The sequence below is a fragment of the Marinobacter manganoxydans MnI7-9 genome, assembly GCF_000235625.1.
GTDB lineage: Bacteria > Pseudomonadota > Gammaproteobacteria > Pseudomonadales > Oleiphilaceae > Marinobacter > Marinobacter manganoxydans.
In genome coordinates, this window is sequence record NZ_AGTR01000080.1 from 1 (window position 1) to 20357 (window position 20357).

22 protein-coding genes are annotated in these 20357 nt (G+C 55.5%); 3 read left to right on the forward strand and 19 right to left on the reverse strand.

Going from position 1 to position 20357, the window contains the following annotated elements; translation table 11 throughout:
* From KYE_RS15430 to urtA, 19 genes are all read right to left on the reverse strand, one after another.
* A partial coding sequence (locus tag KYE_RS15430) for a transposase (RefSeq protein WP_008175187.1) occupies positions 1 to 207 on the reverse strand: 207 nt, incomplete at its 3' end.
* Positions 208 to 391: 184 nt separating this feature from the next.
* Positions 392 to 1360 carry a hypothetical protein gene (locus tag KYE_RS15435; protein ID WP_139043677.1) on the reverse strand — a complete coding sequence of 323 codons (969 nt, stop codon included), beginning with the start codon at positions 1358 to 1360 and terminating at the stop codon, positions 392 to 394.
* Between the two features lie 242 nt (positions 1361 to 1602).
* Complete coding sequence (locus KYE_RS15440) at positions 1603 to 2424, reverse strand: ATP-binding protein (RefSeq protein WP_039882086.1); 822 nt, start codon at positions 2422 to 2424, stop codon at positions 1603 to 1605.
* Positions 2411 to 2863: a hypothetical protein gene (locus tag KYE_RS15445; RefSeq protein ID WP_008175189.1), complete on the reverse strand. Its 453-nt coding sequence runs from the start codon at positions 2861 to 2863 to the stop codon at positions 2411 to 2413. The genes KYE_RS15440 and KYE_RS15445 overlap by 14 nt, the downstream gene beginning before the upstream one ends.
* A complete protein-coding gene (locus tag KYE_RS15450; RefSeq protein WP_008175191.1) occupies positions 2853 to 3983 on the reverse strand; it encodes a hypothetical protein in 1131 nt (376 codons plus the stop codon). Before KYE_RS15450 ends, KYE_RS15445 begins: the two co-directional genes overlap by 11 nt.
* Positions 3980 to 4987 (reverse strand): ComEC/Rec2 family competence protein, encoded by a 1008-nt coding sequence (locus KYE_RS15455; protein WP_008175193.1) that lies wholly within the window; start codon positions 4985 to 4987, stop codon positions 3980 to 3982. The genes KYE_RS15450 and KYE_RS15455 overlap by 4 nt, the downstream gene beginning before the upstream one ends.
* A gap of 561 nt (positions 4988 to 5548) precedes the next feature.
* Positions 5549 to 5734 (reverse strand): hypothetical protein, encoded by a 186-nt coding sequence (locus KYE_RS15465; RefSeq protein WP_008175197.1) that lies wholly within the window; start codon positions 5732 to 5734, stop codon positions 5549 to 5551.
* A 44-nt stretch (positions 5735 to 5778) separates the two neighbouring features.
* On the reverse strand, positions 5779 to 6417 hold the full coding sequence (gene ureG / locus KYE_RS15470; RefSeq protein ID WP_008175199.1) for an urease accessory protein UreG: 639 nt from the start codon (positions 6415 to 6417) through the stop codon (positions 5779 to 5781).
* Positions 6418 to 6440: 23 nt separating this feature from the next.
* Positions 6441 to 7154: an urease accessory protein UreF gene (locus tag KYE_RS15475; protein ID WP_008175201.1), complete on the reverse strand. Its 714-nt coding sequence runs from the start codon at positions 7152 to 7154 to the stop codon at positions 6441 to 6443.
* Positions 7126 to 7686 carry an urease accessory protein UreE gene (gene ureE, locus KYE_RS15480; protein ID WP_008175202.1) on the reverse strand — a complete coding sequence of 187 codons (561 nt, stop codon included), beginning with the start codon at positions 7684 to 7686 and terminating at the stop codon, positions 7126 to 7128. The genes KYE_RS15475 and ureE overlap by 29 nt, the downstream gene beginning before the upstream one ends.
* A gap of 47 nt (positions 7687 to 7733) precedes the next feature.
* A complete protein-coding gene (ureC, locus tag KYE_RS15485; protein ID WP_008175204.1) occupies positions 7734 to 9437 on the reverse strand; it encodes an urease subunit alpha in 1704 nt (567 codons plus the stop codon).
* Positions 9434 to 9751, reverse strand: a complete 318-nt coding sequence (locus tag KYE_RS15490) for an urease subunit beta (RefSeq protein WP_008175206.1) — start codon at positions 9749 to 9751, stop codon at positions 9434 to 9436. Before KYE_RS15490 ends, ureC begins: the two co-directional genes overlap by 4 nt.
* 10 nt (positions 9752 to 9761) lie before the next feature.
* A complete protein-coding gene (ureA, locus tag KYE_RS15495; RefSeq protein ID WP_008175208.1) occupies positions 9762 to 10064 on the reverse strand; it encodes an urease subunit gamma in 303 nt (100 codons plus the stop codon).
* A 41-nt stretch (positions 10065 to 10105) separates the two neighbouring features.
* Positions 10106 to 11002, reverse strand: coding sequence for an urease accessory protein UreD (locus tag KYE_RS15500; protein WP_008175210.1), 897 nt, complete (start codon positions 11000 to 11002; stop codon positions 10106 to 10108).
* On the reverse strand, positions 10999 to 11697 hold the full coding sequence (gene urtE / locus KYE_RS15505) for an urea ABC transporter ATP-binding subunit UrtE (RefSeq protein ID WP_008175218.1): 699 nt from the start codon (positions 11695 to 11697) through the stop codon (positions 10999 to 11001). Before urtE ends, KYE_RS15500 begins: the two co-directional genes overlap by 4 nt.
* Positions 11697 to 12521 carry an urea ABC transporter ATP-binding protein UrtD gene (gene urtD, locus KYE_RS15510; protein ID WP_008175220.1) on the reverse strand — a complete coding sequence of 275 codons (825 nt, stop codon included), beginning with the start codon at positions 12519 to 12521 and terminating at the stop codon, positions 11697 to 11699. The genes urtE and urtD overlap by 1 nt, the downstream gene beginning before the upstream one ends.
* On the reverse strand, positions 12518 to 13642 hold the full coding sequence (gene urtC, locus KYE_RS15515; RefSeq protein ID WP_008175221.1) for an urea ABC transporter permease subunit UrtC: 1125 nt from the start codon (positions 13640 to 13642) through the stop codon (positions 12518 to 12520). Before urtC ends, urtD begins: the two co-directional genes overlap by 4 nt.
* Before the next feature lie 3 nt (positions 13643 to 13645).
* Positions 13646 to 15244, reverse strand: coding sequence for an urea ABC transporter permease subunit UrtB (gene urtB, locus KYE_RS15520; protein WP_008175223.1), 1599 nt, complete (start codon positions 15242 to 15244; stop codon positions 13646 to 13648).
* A 91-nt stretch (positions 15245 to 15335) separates the two neighbouring features.
* Positions 15336 to 16643, reverse strand: a complete 1308-nt coding sequence (gene urtA / locus KYE_RS15525; protein ID WP_008175225.1) for an urea ABC transporter substrate-binding protein — start codon at positions 16641 to 16643, stop codon at positions 15336 to 15338.
* A gap of 352 nt (positions 16644 to 16995) precedes the next feature.
* Here urtA and atzF point away from each other — a divergent pair, with 352 nt between their 5' ends.
* From atzF to KYE_RS15540, 3 genes are all read left to right on the forward strand, one after another.
* A complete protein-coding gene (gene atzF / locus KYE_RS15530; protein WP_008175228.1) occupies positions 16996 to 18810 on the forward strand; it encodes an allophanate hydrolase in 1815 nt (604 codons plus the stop codon).
* 44 nt (positions 18811 to 18854) lie between these two features.
* Positions 18855 to 19547, forward strand: a complete 693-nt coding sequence (locus tag KYE_RS15535) for a GntR family transcriptional regulator (RefSeq protein WP_008175230.1) — start codon at positions 18855 to 18857, stop codon at positions 19545 to 19547.
* A gap of 461 nt (positions 19548 to 20008) precedes the next feature.
* On the forward strand, positions 20009 to 20278 hold the full coding sequence (locus KYE_RS15540; protein ID WP_008175232.1) for a ComEA family DNA-binding protein: 270 nt from the start codon (positions 20009 to 20011) through the stop codon (positions 20276 to 20278).
* The last annotated feature ends 79 nt before the right edge of the window (positions 20279 to 20357 follow it).

Consider the following 20357-nt stretch of genomic DNA (forward strand, 5'->3'; position numbering starts at 1 on the left):
GTCGTTCGCCTGAATGACCAAATGCACATGGTTTGTCATCAAGCAGTAACTGAACACCTCCAGCTCATAGACCTGCTTCCATTCCTGAAGATTCGCCAGGTAGTACTCAAAATCACGACGTTCGACAAACACGGGTTGTCGGTTATGACCGCGCTGGACAATATGGTGGGGAATACCGGGCACAATCACCTTGGCCCGTCTTGGCATCAGCTCCTCCTTGCTGTTTGAAACACAGAATCCTTTCTGCCCTGAACGCCGATATTAACCGAAGCACGTTGGAGGTTGGTAGTGACTTACTTTAGCGCTGGGCAATCAAAGAAGACGAAAAAAAAGATCTGTCCCGGTTTTCAGCATCCGATCCATCCAAAAGGAAATTGGACTTGGCTTTCTGTTAATTGTCGAGTCTGGCTATACAACCAGACCCATCATCGATATGCATCAGCTTAAAGGTTCCTTCCTCAAGCTCCGAAACCAAGTCATGGATATTTACATTTTCTTGGTCATATTTTCTATCTTGGGAAATAGCTATGATCGTCTGGCAACTTAGCGATGAACAAGTTTTCAACAGCGACTTCATGCTATCGACTCTCATTTGATGCTGGCCAGGCTCATCCATTACTAAAAACCCAGGGTGCCTCACGCCATTTAATAGCAAAGCTATATAGTAAGCCCATATAGACCTTACAAAATCACTAGCAGAAGAAACGTACCTGATATATTGAGGCTCTTGTCCCGAAATGTATACAGACGGAAAAAGCCTATGAGCATCTTTACCCTTTATATCCACATTATCTAAGCCATTACTTCGATAACCAAAGCTTTCCAACAATATCTTAAAGTCCGACTTAAAAACTCGGATCTTATCTTCATCCGACGAAACCAAATTTTTCAGGCGCTTCTCTTCTTCTACAAGCTCATAGAATTCATGACTTAAACTAATCAAATCTTCCTTAACACGTCGGAGATATAAATCAAACGTCTCCAGTTCGATCTTGCGTTGTTTACGCTCCGCCAACATTTGAAACTCACTACGATATGACATTGCTTTAGCGGACTCAAGATCCTTATGCAAGCTATCAATTTGGCCGCGTTTCAGAGCAATCGATTTATCATAGTAATCAAGCGTCGCTTGATATCTATTAAGCACCTTTTTAGAACCCTTAATATATTTTTGATACGTTGCTTTTTGTGAATTTAAAAAAGCCAAGCTCTTCTTTATAGAACTATCAGTCAATCTGGAGTCTTCAAGATTCGAAACCTCACTATCACATACCGGACAGTGGGCACTAGATATTCGATTCCATCCACGCCCAATAGAAACTTTATTGATATCCTTGAAATCCTGAAGATCGTTGATCACATGATTTAGTGCGTCTTGATAACGGGACAGTTTATGGCTCTCGTCCCAAAAAAGCTCTTCAATCTCCTTGCGCTCCGAAATATACCTATTAAGAGAGATCTTAAGGGAGTCGTTTTCAGAAATAAGGGCCGCCGACCTAAGCTGACTTGTCTCAAATTTCGATATAGAACTAGAAATCGAATCGATTTTTTCGTCGAGCCTAATAATTAGCGAGTCATAACCTAACTCTTTATCACCTTCCATTATTTGAAAAAATAAATTTTTTCAATCTGCCTTTTGGTTTTGGGTTTAAGTTTATCAATCGGGGACAAATACAAATTAAGGTTTTGCGCCCTAAGATCTAGCTCTTTAATTTGTTCTCGCCATTTTTCAACTATGCTATCCTTTCCTACCTTGATCGCATCAAGTTGCATATTCACGGCGAGTGAATTAAGCCCCAAACAATACTCAACAACTTTCTGTTTCGGATCCTTTATACCAAATGGAGGCATCATTGAAAAAAAATCTGACCAACCTTTGGTTTGCTCGATAAAACAAAGAGTAAAGACATTTTGCATATAGAGCGGCTTCGCTGACAAGCCCGATGTCGACTCCACATCAAAAATATCAAGTTCATTGACTTCAGCAAACCATTTAAAAAAACCGTTACGTGAGTGATCTCTTGGCGAATGAATAAACTTCGACATTTTTTCGCCATTGGCCTCTATTATTATTTCATTAGATCCAACAGTCTCACCATCCTTTACCACCCTGTTTAGGCTCCATTTCTTACCCGCCTTATCAGTGAACTCCAAAAAGCACTCAGACTCATATATATTACAGCTGTAGCCATCTGACATGAGAGCTTGATGCAGCGCAGGACTCAATGCATTAACGCCTTTACTACCAATTAACTGCTCTAATCCTAAACAGTAATATATGCATGAAAGGACTGTCGACTTACCTGAAGAATTGTCGCCAGTCAATACATTTAGGCCCTCCTGAAACTCAAATAAAAACCCGAAGTCCTTATTACCATCGGGTGTATGAGCTCTTACCGCGACCTTAACGCTATTTATGTACATCTGGAGACAACCTAATCGTTAGAAAATCAAATCGATTCTCAGGAATATTAGCGAGCTTAAGAAATCTGATATATTTTGAAAAAGCATCAGCTTTCTCTATCTCTGAGATGAATTCAAAGCCCAATCCTTTTAAATTGATACTCATCTCACCACTTGACTTCGAATTAATTTCGATAAACCCGTTCGCCTCAGCCATTATAAGCGAAGTCCTGTAGATGGAACTAATATTCCATGGAAGCAACGTAACTTTGGAACTAAAAGCGCCTTCGTCCAACAAGATCGTTTTATCGAAAATATAGGCAAGCTTAATAAAAGAAAGCCCCTTTGACCGCCCCAAGCAATATTTCAGAGCACCGCAAACGATAGTCAGATGAAGAAAACTGCTCTCCGCAGGAGTCTCTCCTAGAAAGCGTTCTGTAATTTCTCCGTTAATCGCCATGATCAGACCAGAAGTCCAAACTACAATTCGCTAACATCTTTGCGAGCTCCCCGGAAACTATAATTCTAGAATTCATTTTTAAAGGACTACCATCAAGCAATTCATTGAGATGCCCCATAAACTCTTCTTGAATCTTATGGAATTTAATATTTCCTTGATGCGGAGTCCCCACACTAAACTTTTTGTTACCTGAGGCAATATAAACCTTTGCATCTTCAACCAGGCTCCTATACTGCTCGTTAGTCCTAATGTATTTTCTATCCAGCCTTTCCCATAGCAAAATATCAACAATAAATTGGTCCAAATCCTCTGTAGTCCAACCGGGCAAAAAAGCCTCCATTTTTCTAACTAAATTCTCTACATCCCCATAACCTTTATTTTTCCGCTCTTCAATTAACTGTTCGGTTATACTAGCCCGAAGCTCCGAAACGCTTACCCTTGTATTCTTATTTCCTCCGTGATAATCATCCAACTCCATGCAGTCAAAAAAATAGCCCTCCAAAGCCGATACCGACCTGCAAACAAGACCATTAAAATTATTATTTTCAACTGATAAAACTATTCCTGCGAGCCAGAACTCCTCTGAATCCTTAAAAAAAACACCACTACCTGAATACCCTTGAAGGACTTCCGCGCCAGACTCACCTTGAGCAGTAGAGTAATCATCTGACGGTATTCTTAGATGAAACTTCTTTTCATTCTCAATAATAGTATCGATTTCGCATCTTGGTATAGAATGTGGCGAAAGAGTTTCTGATTTTGCAGTGCCTCTGACTATAAACTGGACATCAGGAAAGCTCACATCACTGCAGAACCTTGTGTTAGGAAAATCCGATATTTTTTCAGAGCCAACTTCAATGGCGACGATATCGTATTTTTCTTGAGCATCCGGCGAGCCAACAAGACCTACAAATTTCAGGTCTCCGTATACTTCTGACTCATAGATCAGTTCTAGTAACTTTGCCCCCGTTACTGAGCAGCCATCCTGATCCGCAACTACGTGCAAGGCCGTAATCACGTAAAATCTGCCGTCCACCGTCACCAACACACCCGAACCTAAAAACTTATCCGAGCGCCGTATTTTAACCGTGGTTTTTGGCAAAAGCTTAATGTAGCTCATTCCAGTTCCAGCGTTTTCTTGTAAATCATTTTAATCTTATACTCTGCGAGTTCCTCGGCACTGAAATACTTACCATTTCTGGCTTCATATTGCTCAACAGGATAATTAAAAATGAATGTTATGAACTCATCGAGACCGCGATCAACGTGGACCACCAGCTTGCACAGGGTTTCTCTACTTGGGTGCTTATTATTTGAGCGACCACCAATGGTACTCACAATAAATTTCGAGCACTGAATAATAGATATCAAGCCTAAGGAAATGCTATTTATACTTCCATGATGCGAAAGCTTTACGTAGTCAAATAAAGCTTTTTGACTTTCATTGTAACCCATACTCCTTAAATAATCCTCAACAACCGTCGGATGAGAATCACCCAGAAAAAGCACTTCATTTTCACGATAATATAGTATGAAGGCTATTGAGGAAGCATTTACAAAGTCAGATCTTTTTGATTTGAATGAATCCTTTCTTTTACTGAGATCATCAATACTATCCAAGTTCCCGGAAGGCACGCTGACCGGCGTATAATCGGGTTTCTTTTCTTTATACTCTCTAAAATGTAGCTCTAAGTGATTCAGCTCTATATTAGAGGGAGAAATCACGAAAATTTTGCAATCATTTGAAACGATCACTTCATCGCCCTGCACTAACGACAACTGATCTATACCTTTCTCTGCCAAAATCTCTTGTAGACTTACCGCTTGCAAGACAGAGATATTCCCTGACTTTTTATCAGCTGTGATTAGGTCTGGGGTATTCAGATAAACTTTCCCAACGGCAAACTTTTCTGGAATATCATCAACTAGTGGGATGGCACCTAGAATATGATCCTCATCTATATGAGTTAATATTATAAAGTTTACGCTCTTTGTAAGTTTTCTAATTTCATTAAAGTAGGTTCTTTTGTAACCACAATCGACAAGAAAGCTAAAACTTTCATCCTTACTTTGTATAAAAAATGAGTCCCCATAAAGCGCTGGCAAGATATGGATATGTATCATTAGACCATGCGTCTTTTTTGATTATTCAAGCCAAGGGGGGCGCGAAAGATGGTCGAATGCTTAAGGCCCTGGTTCAGGGGCTGCTGAGAGCTCTGCAAACGGATGGATACAGCCGGAGTCCAAAACCGTTGCTTGACACTACGAAGGCCCGCCCTGTCTTCCGAAGGGAAATCGATTCTCTTGATGAAAGGATGACATTTTTTTGCTAGTGACAAGCTGCCCGCGGCACTGATAACGAACTCTCCACGATCGACTTCGAACCTATGAGAACACATTACAATTACCGCCAGCGCACGCAGAATTACACACCAGCAGGATAAAAAAGGCCGTATTGGAACTGAGTTGATCATGGGACGTTATCCGTAACAAAGAGTTTTCCGTAGTGTTTAGCTACCTAAGGTAGACCATACCAGAGCTAGTTGTCTGTTCCACTTACAAAGATACGTAAATTTTATGCCACAAAAAAGCCGCGAGGCGTCGCCACGCAGCTTTCTGTTTTCCATCAGCTTTTTTGCCAGGCCAGCCCATAACTGCGCTGATTGAGGCTCTGCAATATAAGCGTCAGTCCTTCCCGTCCCGCTTGTGCCGCATCAGTGCATAGGTGCCAGCAGCCACAGCCGCGCCAGCCGCCAGGAAGTATTCAAGATGCACTCCATCACCAAGCGCTTCATGCCCGGCATGGCCAAAGGCAGCGCCTGAGATAAGCAGCAGGCCCACAGTCAGAGTCAGTCGGTTAGTCAGTTTCATGGTTGTCTCTCCGTTGTTCGTTTAAGTCTCAAAATCCGTTGTTATTAAGCAGTCTCAGCAAGCTTCTCAGGCCGGCGCTCCGGCAGCATGCCCCGCTCCAGAATGAAGCTGATGATCGTCTCCAGCCCTACCCCGTCGTACAGGTTGGTGAACACGAATGGGCGTTCGCCGCGCATTCTCTTGCTGTCCCGCTCCATCACATCCAGGGAGGCGTGCACCTGTTCGGCGATGTCGATCTTGTTGATGATCAGCAGGTCCGATTTGGTGATGCCGGGGCCGCCTTTGCGGGGGATCTTGTCGCCGGCGGAGACGTCGATCACGTACAGGGTGAGGTCGCTCAGTTCCGGGCTGAAGGTGGCGGAGAGGTTGTCGCCGCCGGATTCCACCAGCACCAGTTCCAGATCCGGATGGCGGCGCTGGAGGTCGTCGATGGCCGCCAGGTTCATGGAGGCGTCTTCACGGATGGCGGTGTGCGGGCAGCCGCCAGTTTCCACGCCGAGGATGCGGTCTGCGGCCAGGGCTTCGTGGCGCAGGAGGAAGTCGGCGTCTTCCCGGGTGTAGATGTCGTTGGTCACCACGGCGATGTCGTAGTGGTCGCGAAGGGCTTTGCACAACTGGCGCAGCAGAGCGGTCTTGCCGGAACCAACCGGCCCACCGACGCCAACTCTCAGGCAATGTGTCATGGCAGTTTCTCCTCGTTTGTTATTCAGCTTCTGAAAAGCCGTGAATACTGTGTTTCATGTAATGCACTTCCGAGCGCCAGTCCTGGCAGGATGGGCCCGAGTTCGTGATCGTTCCGTTCCAGGGCGGTGTCTACGGCCACAGCCAGCTGTGGCCGTAGCCGCTCGATAATGCGCTGGGCAGCCGTGTGGCCCAGAGGCAGTGCCTTGCAGGCCACGGCGAGCTGGTTTTCCAGCCAGGCCCAGACGAAGCCGAGCAGCGTCTGGCGCACGGGTACAAAGCGTTTGTGGGCGGCCCAGGCGAACATGGTGATGTAGCCAGGCTCTTCCGGAATCAGGTGTGGCTCGGGCAGCAGCTCCAGGTTGCGCAAAAGAGTAACGAGGGCGCCGCCGAGGCGGGTGTCTTCGTCGCTCAGTTCGGCGGTTTCCCGGGTGGCGTGCAGCCAGTCGTTCCACTTTGCCAGCGTAATGGCATCGCCTTCGGCCCACGCGGTCTGCAAACGCACCAGCAGGGGCAGTTCGCAGCGGCTCAGGCCGTCTTCCAGCACGCCCTCAACCCACTGGGCCAGTTCGGCTTCGTTATTCACCCAGCCCAGTTCAAAGGCGCTTTCCAGGCCCTGGGACCAGGCAAAGGCGCCGATGGGCAGTGCGGGGCTGACCAGTTGCATCAGGCCCAGCAATGCCAGGTCGTCCACCTGCGGGGTGGCGGCCTCAGTGGGTGTGTTTGTGACTGTGGCCATGGCTATGCCCGTGGTCGTGATCGTGTGAATGGCTGTGGCTTTGGCCGTGGCTGTGCCCGTGCCCATGGGAATACCCGGCCTGGGTGTAGGCTCCGGGTTCCGGATCGAATGGCGCGGTGTGGTGGATCAGTGTGGCGCCCAGGCGTTCCGCCAGCTCTTCCAGCACGTGGTCCGGGGTGATGCGCACGTAGGCGCCTTGGTCGTCCATGCCGATGGCCAGGGTCACGTGGCGGTTGCCCAGGTGGTAACACAGGCGCGCCAGGGGCTGGCCGTTTTCGATTCGGGCGGTGACCACCTGTTCCTCGGCCGCGCGGATGCGAATGATCTCTCCGGTTTTGGCCAGTAGCAGGTCGCCGTCCCGCAGCACGGGGCCGCGATCAAGAAACAGGCCCACGTCCACCCTGGTCTGGGTGGTGGCGCGCAGGCGGCCACGGATGCGCAGCTCGTACGGCAAAATCAGGTTATCGAGGATTTCGGAGCTGTCGATTTCGGCAGCTTCCTGTTCGCTCAGGCGTTTCGTCAGTTCCAACATAATCAGTTCTCCAGTACCCGGCTCAGAACAGCCTTGAGCTGTATTGATTAAAAGAGATGGTAGCGCTGGGCCAGAGGCAGCTCGGTGGCCGGCTCACAGGTGAGCAGTTCGCCATCGGCATGCACTTCGTAGGTTTGCGGGTCCACGGTGATGTGCGGGCACGCGTCGTTCAGTTTCATGTCGCCCTTGCGCACCTCACGCACGCCCTTGCAGGCGGATAGCGGGCTGTCCAGGCCAAGCTCTTTGCCAATGCCCGCATCAATCGCTGCCTGGCTCACAAAGCTCAGGCGGGTGGCACTGGCCGCCTTGCCGAAGGCGCCGAACATCGGGCGGTAATGCACCGGCTGGGGCGTGGGAATCGAGGCGTTCGGGTCGCCCATGGGCGCAGCGGCAATCATGCCGCCCTTGAGAATGGTGGCCGGCTTCACGCCGAAGAACGCCGGGCTCCAGAGCACCAGGTCCGCCAGCTTGCCCACTTCCACGGAACCCACTTCGTGGGCGATGCCATGGGTGATGGCCGGGTTAATGGTGTACTTGGCGATGTAGCGTCTGGCGCGCAGGTTGTCGGCGCCACGTTCTTCATCCTCCGGCAGCAGGCCGCGCTGCTGTTTCATCTTGTGGGCGGTCTGCCAGGTGCGGCAAACCACTTCACCCACCCGGCCCATGGCCTGGGAATCGGAAGCAATCATGGAGATCACGCCCATGTCCTGCAGGATGTCCTCGGCGGCGATGGTCTCGCGGCGGATGCGGGAGTCTGCAAAGGCGACGTCTTCCGGGATGTTCGGGTCCAGGTGGTGGCACACCATCAGCATGTCCAGGTGTTCGTCGATGGTGTTCACGGTGTAGGGTCGTGTCGGGTTGGTGGACGACGGCAGCACGTAATCCTTGGAGCAGGCGGTGATGATGTCCGGTGCGTGGCCGCCGCCGGCGCCTTCGGTGTGGTAGGTATGGATGCAGCGCCCCTTGAACGCGGCCAGGGTGTCTTCCACAAAGCCGGATTCGTTCAGGGTGTCGGTGTGGATCGCCACCTGCACGTCATATTTGTCCGCCACCGTGAGGCAGTTGTCGATGCTGGCCGGGGTGGTGCCCCAGTCTTCATGCAGTTTCAGGCCAATGGCGCCAGCCTGGATTTGGAGCTCCAGGGATTCCGGCAGGGAGGCGTTGCCCTTGCCCAGAAAGCCGATGTTCATGGGCAGGGAATCCACCGCCTGGAGCATCTTGCCAATGTGCCAGGGTCCCGGTGTGCAGGTAGTGGCGTTGGTGCCCGTAGCCGGGCCGGTGCCGCCGCCGAGCATGGTGGTGATACCACTCATCAGGGCTTCTTCGACCTGCTGGGGGCAGATGAAATGGATGTGGGCATCAATGCCGCCAGCGGTGAGGATCTTGCCCTCACCGGCGATGATTTCGGTTCCAGGGCCGATGACGATGGTCACGTCTGGCTGGGTATCCGGGTTGCCAGCCTTGCCAATGGCGGCGATGCGGCCTTTCTGGATGCCCACGTCGGCTTTGACGATGCCCCACCAGTCGAGAATCAGGGCGTTGGTGATCACGGTGTCCATCACCGCTGCATCGGCGCGCTGGCTCTGGCCCATGCCGTCGCGGATAACCTTGCCGCCGCCGAATTTTACTTCGTCGCCGTAGTGGGCGGCGTCGCTTTCCACTTCAATCCACAGGTCGGTGTCGCCGAGCCTTACCCGGTCGCCGGTGGTTGGGCCGTACATGTCGGCGTAGGCTTGTCTGGTGATTTTCATTTCTGGCCCTCCAGTTTGCCCATGACTTCCTGCCGGAAACCGTAGATTTCACGGCCGCCCGCAAACGGGATCAGCGTCACTTCGCGGCTCTGGCCGGGTTCGAAGCGGATGGCTGTGCCGGCCGCCACATCCAGGCGGTAGCCACGGGCCTTGGCGCGGTCGAAATCCAGCGCCGGGTTGGCTTCGGCAAAGTGGTAGTGAGAGCCGATCTGGATCGGGCGGTCGCCGGTATTGGCCACGTCTATCTGGATGCGCTCACGGCCTTCGCAGAGTTCGATGTCGCCGTCTTTGAGCTGGTATTCACCGGGGATCATGGCGCGCTCCTTACACGATGGGGTTGTGGACGGTGACGAGCTTGGTGCCATCGGGGAAGGTGGCTTCCACCTGCACTTCGTCGACCATTTCGGCGATGCCGTCCATCACGTCATCACGGGTGAGGACTTCGGTGCCGGCGGTCATCAGCTCGGCCACGGTACGGCCTTCGCGGGCGCCCTCCATGATTTCGGCGCTGATCAGGGCCACGGCTTCCGGGTAGTTGAGCTTCAGGCCTTTGGCTTTGCGGCGCTCGGCCAGCAGGGCTGCGGTGAACAGCAGCAGTTTGTCTTTGTCTCTTGGCGTTAATTCCATCGTTGTTTGCTCCGTTGATCGCGTCGCATTCTGCTTGTTATTCAGGTCAGCCAGATTCGGGGAACGCTGGCAGGCTGGCCCGTGAGTCGTGGTCTGATCAGTTCCCAGGCTTTCTGGCACAGCGCCCAGGCCTCGTTTCGTTCGTGCCCCAGGTAGCGCAGCAGCACCACACCCCTTCGGCGGGTCACCGCCCAGCGGTGGCTTTCCGGCAGGGCTTCCCTGAGTTCTTCAATGGCGCCGGCTTCGTCATCCAGGCCGACCACCCAGAGAGTGGCCTGCACGGTGGCGCCGCCCTGGCCCCAGTGGCCTTTGAACCTGGCGTGGTTCGGGTCCATCAACTGGCGTTCCAGCCACAGGGGGCGGCCGTCCATCAGCAGGCGGAATTTCTGCTCCAGGTGGCCCGAAACAAACGGCAGTTTGCTGGCCGGGCGCCCGAGGGCAAGGATTTCCCAGCCGATGCATCGGGCGCCGGCTTCCAGTTCAATGGTGGTGGTCTGTTCGCCCCGGGAACCATCAAACGCCAGGGTTTCCTGGGGCAGGTATTCGAGAATGCCGCCCTGCTCCACCTTCAGCAGGGTGTGCTGGGCCCAGGCCACCCCATGGCTGTCGGCCTTGTAGAGCTTGGCCGCCGCTGGCGTGGTCAGCAGGGTGTGTGAGTCTTTACCTACCCGAGCCTCGATACTCAGTGCATCGCCACTCACCAATCCGCCCGGCGGATGCAGTAGGTACACGTGGCAGCAGCCATGACGGCCTTCCGGGTAAAACGGACGTTGCACCCGCAACGGGCCTTTGTGGCGTACATGGGTCATCCGGGTGGCGGTGTTGCTGCCATCCGGCCGGGCGTCGAAGCCCAGGGCAATGGACGCGGCCCAGTGCCGCCCGGCGTCGAAACGATGGCCGGAGTTGTGGGCGGGTTCGATGCGTTCAAAAACCGTCATACCGTCAGGTGCTTCTTGATGAGTTCATCGGTGAGGCCGGCGATTTCGTCTTCCGCCACCCGGCGCCCCCGGTCGAGGATGGCAAACCGGTCGGCGTACTTGCGGGCGAACGGAAGCTTCTGTTCCACGAGCAGAACGGTAAGGCCGTCTTCCTCGATGAGCTTGCGAATCACCTCACCAATCTGGGCCACGATGTTGGGCTGGATACCCTCGCCCGGTTCGTCGAGGATCAGCAGGCGCGGCTCGATCACCAGGGCGCGGCCGATGGCGAGTTGTTGCTGCTGGCCGCCCGAAAGGTCACCGCCGCGGCGATGGCGCATTTCTTTCAGCACCGGAAACAGTTCATACACCCGCTCGGGGATTTTCTTGCTGCCGTCCTTGCGCACGGCAAGGCCGGTGCGCAGGTTTTCTTCCACGGTCAGTAGCGGGAAGATCTGCCGGCCCTGGGGCACGTAGCCAATGCCCAGCCGGGAGCGGTCTTCCACTTTCTTTTTGGTGAGTTCCACGTCGCCGGCGAATTCGATGCTGCCGCTTTTGGTGGTTTCCTCACCCATGATGCATTTCATCAGGGTGGTCTTGCCCACGCCGTTGCGGCCCATCACGCAGGTGCACTGGCCCTGGGGTACGTCCAGGTCCAGATCCCAAAGGGTGTGGCTCTCGCCATAGAACTGGTTGAGTTTTTCAATCTTCAGCATTACGCCTCCTCCCCGAGATACACCTTGATCACTTCCGGATCGTTGGAGACCTGGTCCATGGAGCCTTCGGCCAGCACGCTGCCCTGGTGCAGCACGGTCACCTTGCGTGCGATGGAGCGCACAAAGCCCATGTCGTGCTCCACCACAACCACCGACTGTTTGCCGGCGAGGCTGGTGAGCAGTTCGGCGGTGCGTTCCATTTCCTGTTCGGTCATGCCCGCTACCGGTTCGTCCACCAGCAGCAGCCGGGGTTTCTGCATCAGCAGCATGCCGATTTCCAGCCACTGTTTCTGGCCGTGGGAGAGGATGCCGGCGAGGCGGTCGCGCAGGGATTCCAGGCCGATCATTTCCAGCACTTCATCGATGCGGTCGCGGTATTCGGCTTTCATGATGGCGGTGAGCGTGGGGAACACCCGCTTGTCCGTCGCCATGGCCAGCTCCAGGTTTTCGAACACGGTGAGCGCTTCGAACACCGTGGGTTTCTGGAACTTACGGCCGATGCCCAGGCTGGCGATGTCCGGCTCGTTCATGGTGAGCAGGTTGTGGCGGCTGCCGAACCACACCGAGCCGGTATCCGGCCGGGTTTTACCGGTGATGATGTCCATCATGGTGGTTTTACCCGCGCCGTTGGGGCCGATGATGCAGCGCAGCTCGCCGTCGTCGATGGTGAGATTCAGGTTGTTGATGGCCTTGAAGCCGTCAAAGCTTACGTTCACGTCTTCCAGATACAGGATCGGCCCGTGGCGCACGTCCACCGGGGACTGCACCTGGGTCAGAAACTCGAACACATGCTCGCGGTCGGTCAGCTCCTGAAACAAGCTCATACAGTCGCCTCCTGCGCGGTGGGGGTATCGTCATCTTGGCTGGCTTTCCGGCGCTTCTGCAGCAGCCCGGCAATGCCCTTGGGCAGGAACACGGTCACCAGCACGAACAGGCCGCCGAGGGCGAACAGCCAGGCGTCCGGCATGATGCCGGTGAACACGGTTTTGGCGTAGTTCACCAGGATGGCCCCGATCACCGCGCCGTAGAGGGTTGCCCGGCCACCCAGGGCCACCCACACCACGATCTCGATGGAGAACAGAGGCGAGAATTCGCTGGGGTTGATGATGCCTACCTGAGGCACGTACAGCGCCCCGGCCACACCCGCCAGCATGGCGGAGACCACGAACACGAACAGCTGCACCCGCTCCACCCGGTAACCCAGGAAGCGGGTTCGAGCCTCGGCATCCCGGCAGGCCACACTCACCCGGCCCAGCTTGCTGGTCACAATGCCCCGGCAAATCACGTAGCCGATGGCCAGGGCGATACCGGTTGCGATGAACAGCCCGAGGCGCGTGGCGTCTGTGCGCAGGTTAAAGCCGAGAATGTCTTTGAAGTCGGTGAGGCCGTTGTTGCCGCCAAAGCCCATCTCGTTGCGGAAGAAAGCCAGCATCAGCGCGAAGGTGAGCGCCTGGGTGATGATGGAGAGGTACACCCCGGTTACCCGTGAGCGGAAGGCCAGGAAGCCGAACACCAGCGCCAGCAGGCCCGGGGCCAGCAGCACCATGATGAAGGCAAACCAGGCCATGTCGAACCCGTGCCAGAACCAGGGCAGCTCCTGCCAGTTCAGGAAAACCATGAAGTCCGGCAGGATCGGGTCGCCATACACGCCGCGATCACCAATCTGGCGCATCAGGTACATGCCCATGGCATAGCCGCCGAGAGCAAAGAAGGCGCCATGGCCCAGGCTGAGGATACCGAGGTAACCCCACACCAGGTCCACCGCCACTGCCAGCAGGGCGTAGCAGAGGTATTTGCCAAGAAGCGTGACGGTAAAGGCGCTCACGTGCAGGGCGCTGTCCTGGGGCATGAACAGGTGAAGGAAGGTCACCAGCACCACGGCCGCGAACAGCACGCCAAGAAATATCTGGGTTGAACGTTCCTGTAAGGGTCTTGTTAACCACATACCTTAACCCTCCGCTGCCCGGCCTTTCTGGGGGAAGAGCCCCTTCGGCCGTTTCTGGATGAACAGGATGATGAACACCAGCACGATGATCTTGGCGAGTACGGCACCGGCCCAGGGTTCAAGCAGCTGGTTGATGGTGCCCAGGGAAAGCCCGGCAATGAGCGTGCCCCAGAGGTTACCGACGCCGCCGAACACCACCACCATGAACGAATCGATGATGTAGTTCTGGCCCAGGTTCGGGCCCACGTTGGTGAGCTGGGAGAGCGCCACCCCGGCCAGGCCGGCGACGCCGGAGCCCAGGGCAAAGGTCATGATGTCTACCCGGGTGGCGCGGATGCCCATGGAGCGCGCCATGGCACGGTTCTGGGTAACAGCGCGCACTTCCAGGCCCAGGCGGGTCTTGCGCATGATCAACATCAGCCCGGCGAACACGATCAGCGCAAAGGCCAACACGTAGAGGCGGTTCAGGGTCAGCGAGAGCGCGTCGTTGATCACCAGGGAGCCGCTCATCCAGTCCGGCGTTACCACGGTGCGGTTTTGCGGAGAGATCACCGTGCGCACCAGCTGCTGCAGGATCAGGCTGATACCGAAGGTGGCCAGCAGGGTTTCCAGCGGCCGGCCTTTGAGGTACTGGATTACGCTGCGTTCAATGATGATGCCGGCGGTGGCCGCGACCATGAACCCGGCGGGAATCGACAGAATCAGCGCCAGGCCAGGTTGGCCGGGGAAGAGTTGCTGCATGCCCCAGGTGGTGTAGGCACCGAGCATGATCAGTTCGCCGTGGGCCATGTTGATCACGCCCATCACGCCAAAGGTGATGGCCAGGCCGATGGCGGCAAGGACCAGAACCGAACCGAGGGAAAGGCCGAAATACAGGGTCTCGGCGGCGCGGTTCAGTTGGAGTTTCTGTTCAATGCTTTCGAGGGCCTTGGCGGCACGTTGAGCCAGCGCCTCGTTGTCACCGCGAACGGCTTCGTTCAAAGCGGCGCGGGCCCGGGGATGCAGGCTGCCGGCGAGCACGTCCACGGCCTCCAGGTTGCCCTCGCCCACCCGGTAGATGGCCAGGGCTTCTTCAATGCGGTTGCGTACAGCCGCGTCTTCTTCTTTCGCCAGCTGAGCCTCAAGCGGCTCGACCAGAGAAGCATCCACTTTGCCCATCATGTCCTGCGCGGAGGCTTCGCGCACATCCGGGTCTTTGGCATTCAGGTCCAGCATGGCCAGTATGCCTTCAAGCTGGCCCCGTATGCGGTTATTGATGGCGACTCTGTCCAGCTCACGGCGGGACATTTCACCCATATTCTCTCCGGTCAGCGGATCGGCAATTTCCCAGTCCCTGCCCCGGTTGTTCAGTACCAGTACAACCTGCCCGGTGTCTTTTACCCGGCTCAGGCGGTTATTTCCGTAGGCTTCGAGCCAGCCCCTGGCTCTTTCATCACCACTGCTGACGATGGCGTTCACCGCCTCTTCCACTTTACTGGCCGGCGCCTCTGCGAGATTGATCAGCAGAGCCTTGCCAGGATCGTCTTCCTGCGCCGTTGCAGGCAGCGATAGCAGGGAAAACAGGGCGATAAGCAGCAATGTGAGCGATCGGCAAATGCTCATGAGAGTGTCCTGTCTGTTTCAAGCGTGTTGCGGGGCAACAACCGGAGGCTTAACTACCCCCGGCTGTCGATGGTGCTTTACCGTCTGAGCCTTACTCGGCTTCAGCGGCCATTTCGCCCGCAGACGCGCCACAGGTGCCGGTTGCGGTGTTGAACGTGCCGCAGAACAACGGCTTGCGCCAATCTGCAATCATGTCCCGCGAACCAGGCAGGTAGTCAGACCAGGCATCGCCCGCGACCAGACCAGAGGTTTCCCAAACCACAGAAAACTGGCCGTTGTCCTGGATCTCGCCGATCAGCACCGGCTTGGTGATGTGGTGGTTGGGCATCATGGCGGCGTAGCCACCGGTGAGGTTGGGCACGGTCACACCGATGATGGCGTCTTTTACCGCATCAACATCTGTGGTGCCGGCCTTCTTGACCGCTTCCACATACATGTTGAAGCCGATGTAGTGCGCTTCCATCGGGTCGTTGGTGACCGCTTCATCATTGCCGGTGTGCTCAATCCACTGGTCGATGAAGTCGTAGTTGGCGTCGTTGTCCACGCTCATGAAGTAGTTCCACGCAGCCAGGTGGCCAACCAGCGGGCCGGTGTCGATACCGGAGAGTTCCTGCTCACCCACGGAGAAGGCAACAACCGGGATGTCGGAGGCCGCGATGCCCTGGTTACCCAGTTCACGGTAGAAGGGCACGTTGGCGTCGCCATTGATGGTGGAGACCACGGCGGTCTTCTTGCCGGCGGAACCAAAACGCTTGATATCAGACACGATGTTCTGCCAGTCGGAGTGACCGAAAGGCGTGTAGTTGATCATGATGTCTTCCTTGGCCACACCCATGTCCATCAGGTAGGTCTCAAGGATCTTGTTGGTGGTGCGCGGGTAGACGTAGTCGGTACCTGCCAGAACCCAGCGCTCCACGCCGATTTCGTTCATCAGATAGTTAACCGCAGGAATCGCCTGCTGGTTGGGCGCAGCGCCGGTGTAGAAGACGTTTTCGGAGGATTCCTCACCCTCGTACTGAACCGGGTAAAACAGAAGGCCGTTCAGCTCTTCCACCACCGGCAGTACGGATTTACGGGAAACCGAGGTCCAGTTACCGAAAATCACGTCGACTTCTTCCTGGGCCAGAAGCTCGCGGGCTTTTTCAGCAAACAGCGGCCAGTTGGAGGCCGGGTCTACAACAACCGCTTCCATCTGACGACCGAGCACACCGCCCTTGGCGTTCTGTTGTTCGATCAGCATTTCAACGGTGTCTTTCAGAACGGTTTCACTGATGGCCATGGTGCCGGACAGTGAGTGCAGGATGCCCACCTTGATGGGATCTTCCGCTGCAACGGAGTTAAAAGAGATGGAGAGAGCGAGCGCAGAGAGGCCAAGTTTCACGTGTTTTTTGAGGTTCATTTCAGGCGTCCTTTTCTTAGTTGGGTATGCAGTTCGTCTTCAAACGCAGCAGGGCCTTTGCATCTGCTGTTCCATAACCCTTATATCTCCATTAAAAACAGATGCTTATCTAGTATACAAGGCAAACCAGAGGCATCCGCGCTCCTGAATACGCCTCCGGAGTGCAGCATTCTTGAGCGTTTTTGGTGCGGCCGCACCTGATATGGGCAGACCTGAACCGTCTTGTGCCTCAAAAATACTCATAACCTTATGTTTTCTGCTCACTATCAAGAAAAATTGGCAAATGGCACAAGCATTGCCATTCCACATGTATACAAGTTGATTACGCACATGAGGATGACCAATGCCTTCAATGCTCGGATGGACCATCAGAGATTGGCAGACTGCTTATAAAGAGGGCGCTACGCCCGAATCATTGCTAGGTGAGTTACTGACCCGCCTGGACAAAACAGACGTTGCCTGGATTTCGCTTCTGGATCAAAAAGGCCTGGATGAGGCACTTGCCGGGTTGAAACAGAAACTCCAGGACGCCGGCGAAGAGATCGACAAGCTGCCGCTCTACGGCATTCCCTTCGCCGCGAAAGACAATATTGATGCGGCAGGATTTGAGACAACGGCAGCCTGCCCGGCCTTTGCCTATACCCCGGAAGAAGACGCCACCACCGTGGCCAGACTCAAGGCCGCCGGCGCCATCGTCATCGGCAAAACCAACCTGGACCAGTTCGCAACCGGCCTGGTGGGCACCCGCTCTCCCTATGGCGCCGTGCCCAACAGCTTCAAACCGGACGTGGTGAGCGGCGGCTCCAGCTCCGGTTCGGCTTCTGTGGTTGCAAGAGGTCTGGTGCCTTTTGCCCTGGGTACCGACACCGCCGGTTCCGGCCGGGTGCCTGCCGGGCTGAATAATCTGGTGGGGCTGAAACCGACCAAAGGGCTCTTCAGCATTCGCGGCGTGGTACCGGCCTGTCGTTCACTGGATTGCGTGTCCATTTTTGCGCTGACCGTGAATGACGCCGGCCTGGTCTCGGATACCATGGCGGGCTTCGATGCCGCCGATGCATTTTCCCGCAAGCCTCCCTATGCGCTGCCTCTGGATGGGCCAGCCCTTCGGCGGCCCGGCCCCATCCAACGACTGGCGATTCCCGACCACCCGCAATGGTTTGGTGATCAGAAGGCAGAAGCGGCCTGGAATACCGCCGTCAGCCAGTGGCGACAACAGAATGTGGAACTGGTGCCGCTGGATTTCAGCCCCATGCTGGAACTGGCTGCACTGCTCTACGAAGGCCCCTGGGTGGCTGAACGCCACGCGGCGGTGGAATCGTTCATGGCCAGCCACGGCGATGACATGAACCCGGTGGTCAAAGGCATTATCAGCAAGGCCGGGAATTTCAGCGCCACGGATACCTTCAAGGCCCAGTACCGCAAGGAAGAGCTGCAGCGCCAGATCGATGAACTGTTAGCCGATGTGGATGCCCTGCTGGTGCCCACGGCTCCGACGGCTCCCACCATCGAAGCGGTAAATGCGGACCCGGTTGCACTCAACAGCCAACTCGGCACCTACACCAATTTCGTGAACCTGGCCGACATGAGTGCGCTCGCGATTCCTGCCGGTTTCCGGGACGACGGCCTGCCCTTTGGCGTTACCCTGATAACTGGTGCCTGGAAAGACACGGAGCTGCAACGCCTGGCGTGCCAGTGGCTGAATGCCCACCCGACCCCTTTGGGCGCTACAGGCAACGACCGCCCCGAAGAAGCCCCCGGGGCCGCCATTTCGACACCCACCATCAAGGTGGCCGTTGTTGGTGCCCACCTCAGTGGCATGCCCCTGAACACCCAGCTCAGTGAGCGCTACGCGGTTCTGCTTGAGCAAACCACAACGTCTGCCAACTACCGGCTGTTCGCCCTACCAAACACCACACCGCCGAAGCCCGGGCTGAAACGGGCGGCCCCTGGCGAAGGCAGGGAAATCATTGTGGAAGTCTGGGAAATGCCCGCCTCGGCCTTTGGCTCCTTTGTGGACCTGATTCCTGCGCCTCTGGGCATAGGCAACGTCGAGCTGGCTGATGGCCGGTGGGTAAACGGTTTTGTTTGTGAGGGCTACGGCTTCGAGGGCGCAGAGGATGTAACAGAGTTCGGTGGCTGGCGCGCCTATATCGCCTCCAGAGCCTGACCAAGCCGGGGCAATCTGGCGCTCCACGAGGGGAAACGGTGCCAATGGCAAACCCTAGACGAAAAGAGTCCGTAGCCGACAGGGTTTATGAGGCCCTGAAAGAGGACATCTTCGAGTTCCGCCTGATCCCCGGCGACCGATTCAGCGAGGGGGATGTCGGAACCCGCCTGAACGCAAGCCGGACACCGGTGCGGGAAGCACTGTACCGCTTGCAGCGGGAGGGCCATGTGGAGGTGCTGTTCCGCAGTGGCTGGCAGGTAAAGCCATTCGATTTCCAGCAGGTGGAGGAACTCTATGACCTGCGCATCACTCTCGAACGGGCGGCCGTGCACAAAATCTGCAACCTGCCTGAAGAGCCTGCAGCACTGCGAACCCTGGTAGCCCTCTGGAACCCGGACCATCCATCCGAGCGCGCGGTGGGCAGCACCGTCAGAATGCTGGACGAGAGCTTTCACTGCGATCTGGTGGCCGCTGCCGGAAACCGGGAGATGACACGAATTCATCGTGAGATCACCGACAGGCTGAGGATTGTGCGGCGCCTGGACTTCAGCCGGGACGAGCGTATTGATGCCACTTACGTGGAGCATGCCGCGATTCTGGAGGCACTGCGCAACGGGCAGGCAAGCGAGGCGGCGGATCGTCTCACCCGTCATATCCGTGCCAGCCAGAAGGCCGTGCGGGAAATCACCATGGAGCGAATCCGCGAGGCGGCTGCTGCCCACCGCAGTGAGCAATAAATTGCCTCTCAGGCCCCGGAAATACTGAACTCAGGTTCATAATTGAACCCGCCGAAACGCTTACAGATCCGTAAGATATATCGCACAAACCATGGAGCGATTCTCCGATAGGTAGGAATTCGATCCAAAGTAGAATGGTTAGTGTCAGGGATGACAAGCCAGCAAGGAACGTTGGCTCAAGGATGAGAACTCCAGGGAAGAGCCCTCCGCGGCTCGGGAGTTGCCCGAAGGATCAGGGCTTACAGGGATGATCACAGGAAAGACGCGCTCAGGATGAGTCGCACGCCTGAGGGAACAGGCAGGGGTCAGCCACGGAATCGGGGATCACAAGGAATGTGGTCCCGTCCGTGCACTCCCCGTACCCACAGACATTTCTGCTCTCTTCTTTACATTTCGCTTCTGCTGCTTTGCGCCCTGGCACAAAACCAAAAAACGCAACACAGCTTCAGGAGCTCGTATCTATGAAACGCACACCGCTTTTCGCAACACTCGTTCTGCTGTTCAGCCTGGTTACCGGTTTTGCCTACGCCCAGGACGCCGCTATCAATATCAACACGGCCGATGTGGCTACCCTCGCCAGCCTGAACGGCATTGGCCAGAGCAAGGCCGAAGCCATCGTTGCCTATCGCGAAGCGAATGGTCCTTTTGCAGTTACCGCAGACCTGGCAAATGTGAAGGGCATTGGCGAACGTACCATCGAGAAAAATGCCGCTCGCCTCACCGTGAAGTAATACCCCGGGCAGTGGCGCGCTGCCGCTGCCCTTCCTCTTTCTGAATCCCTTTCCTCCCTCTTTCCGGCTACCCATAAAG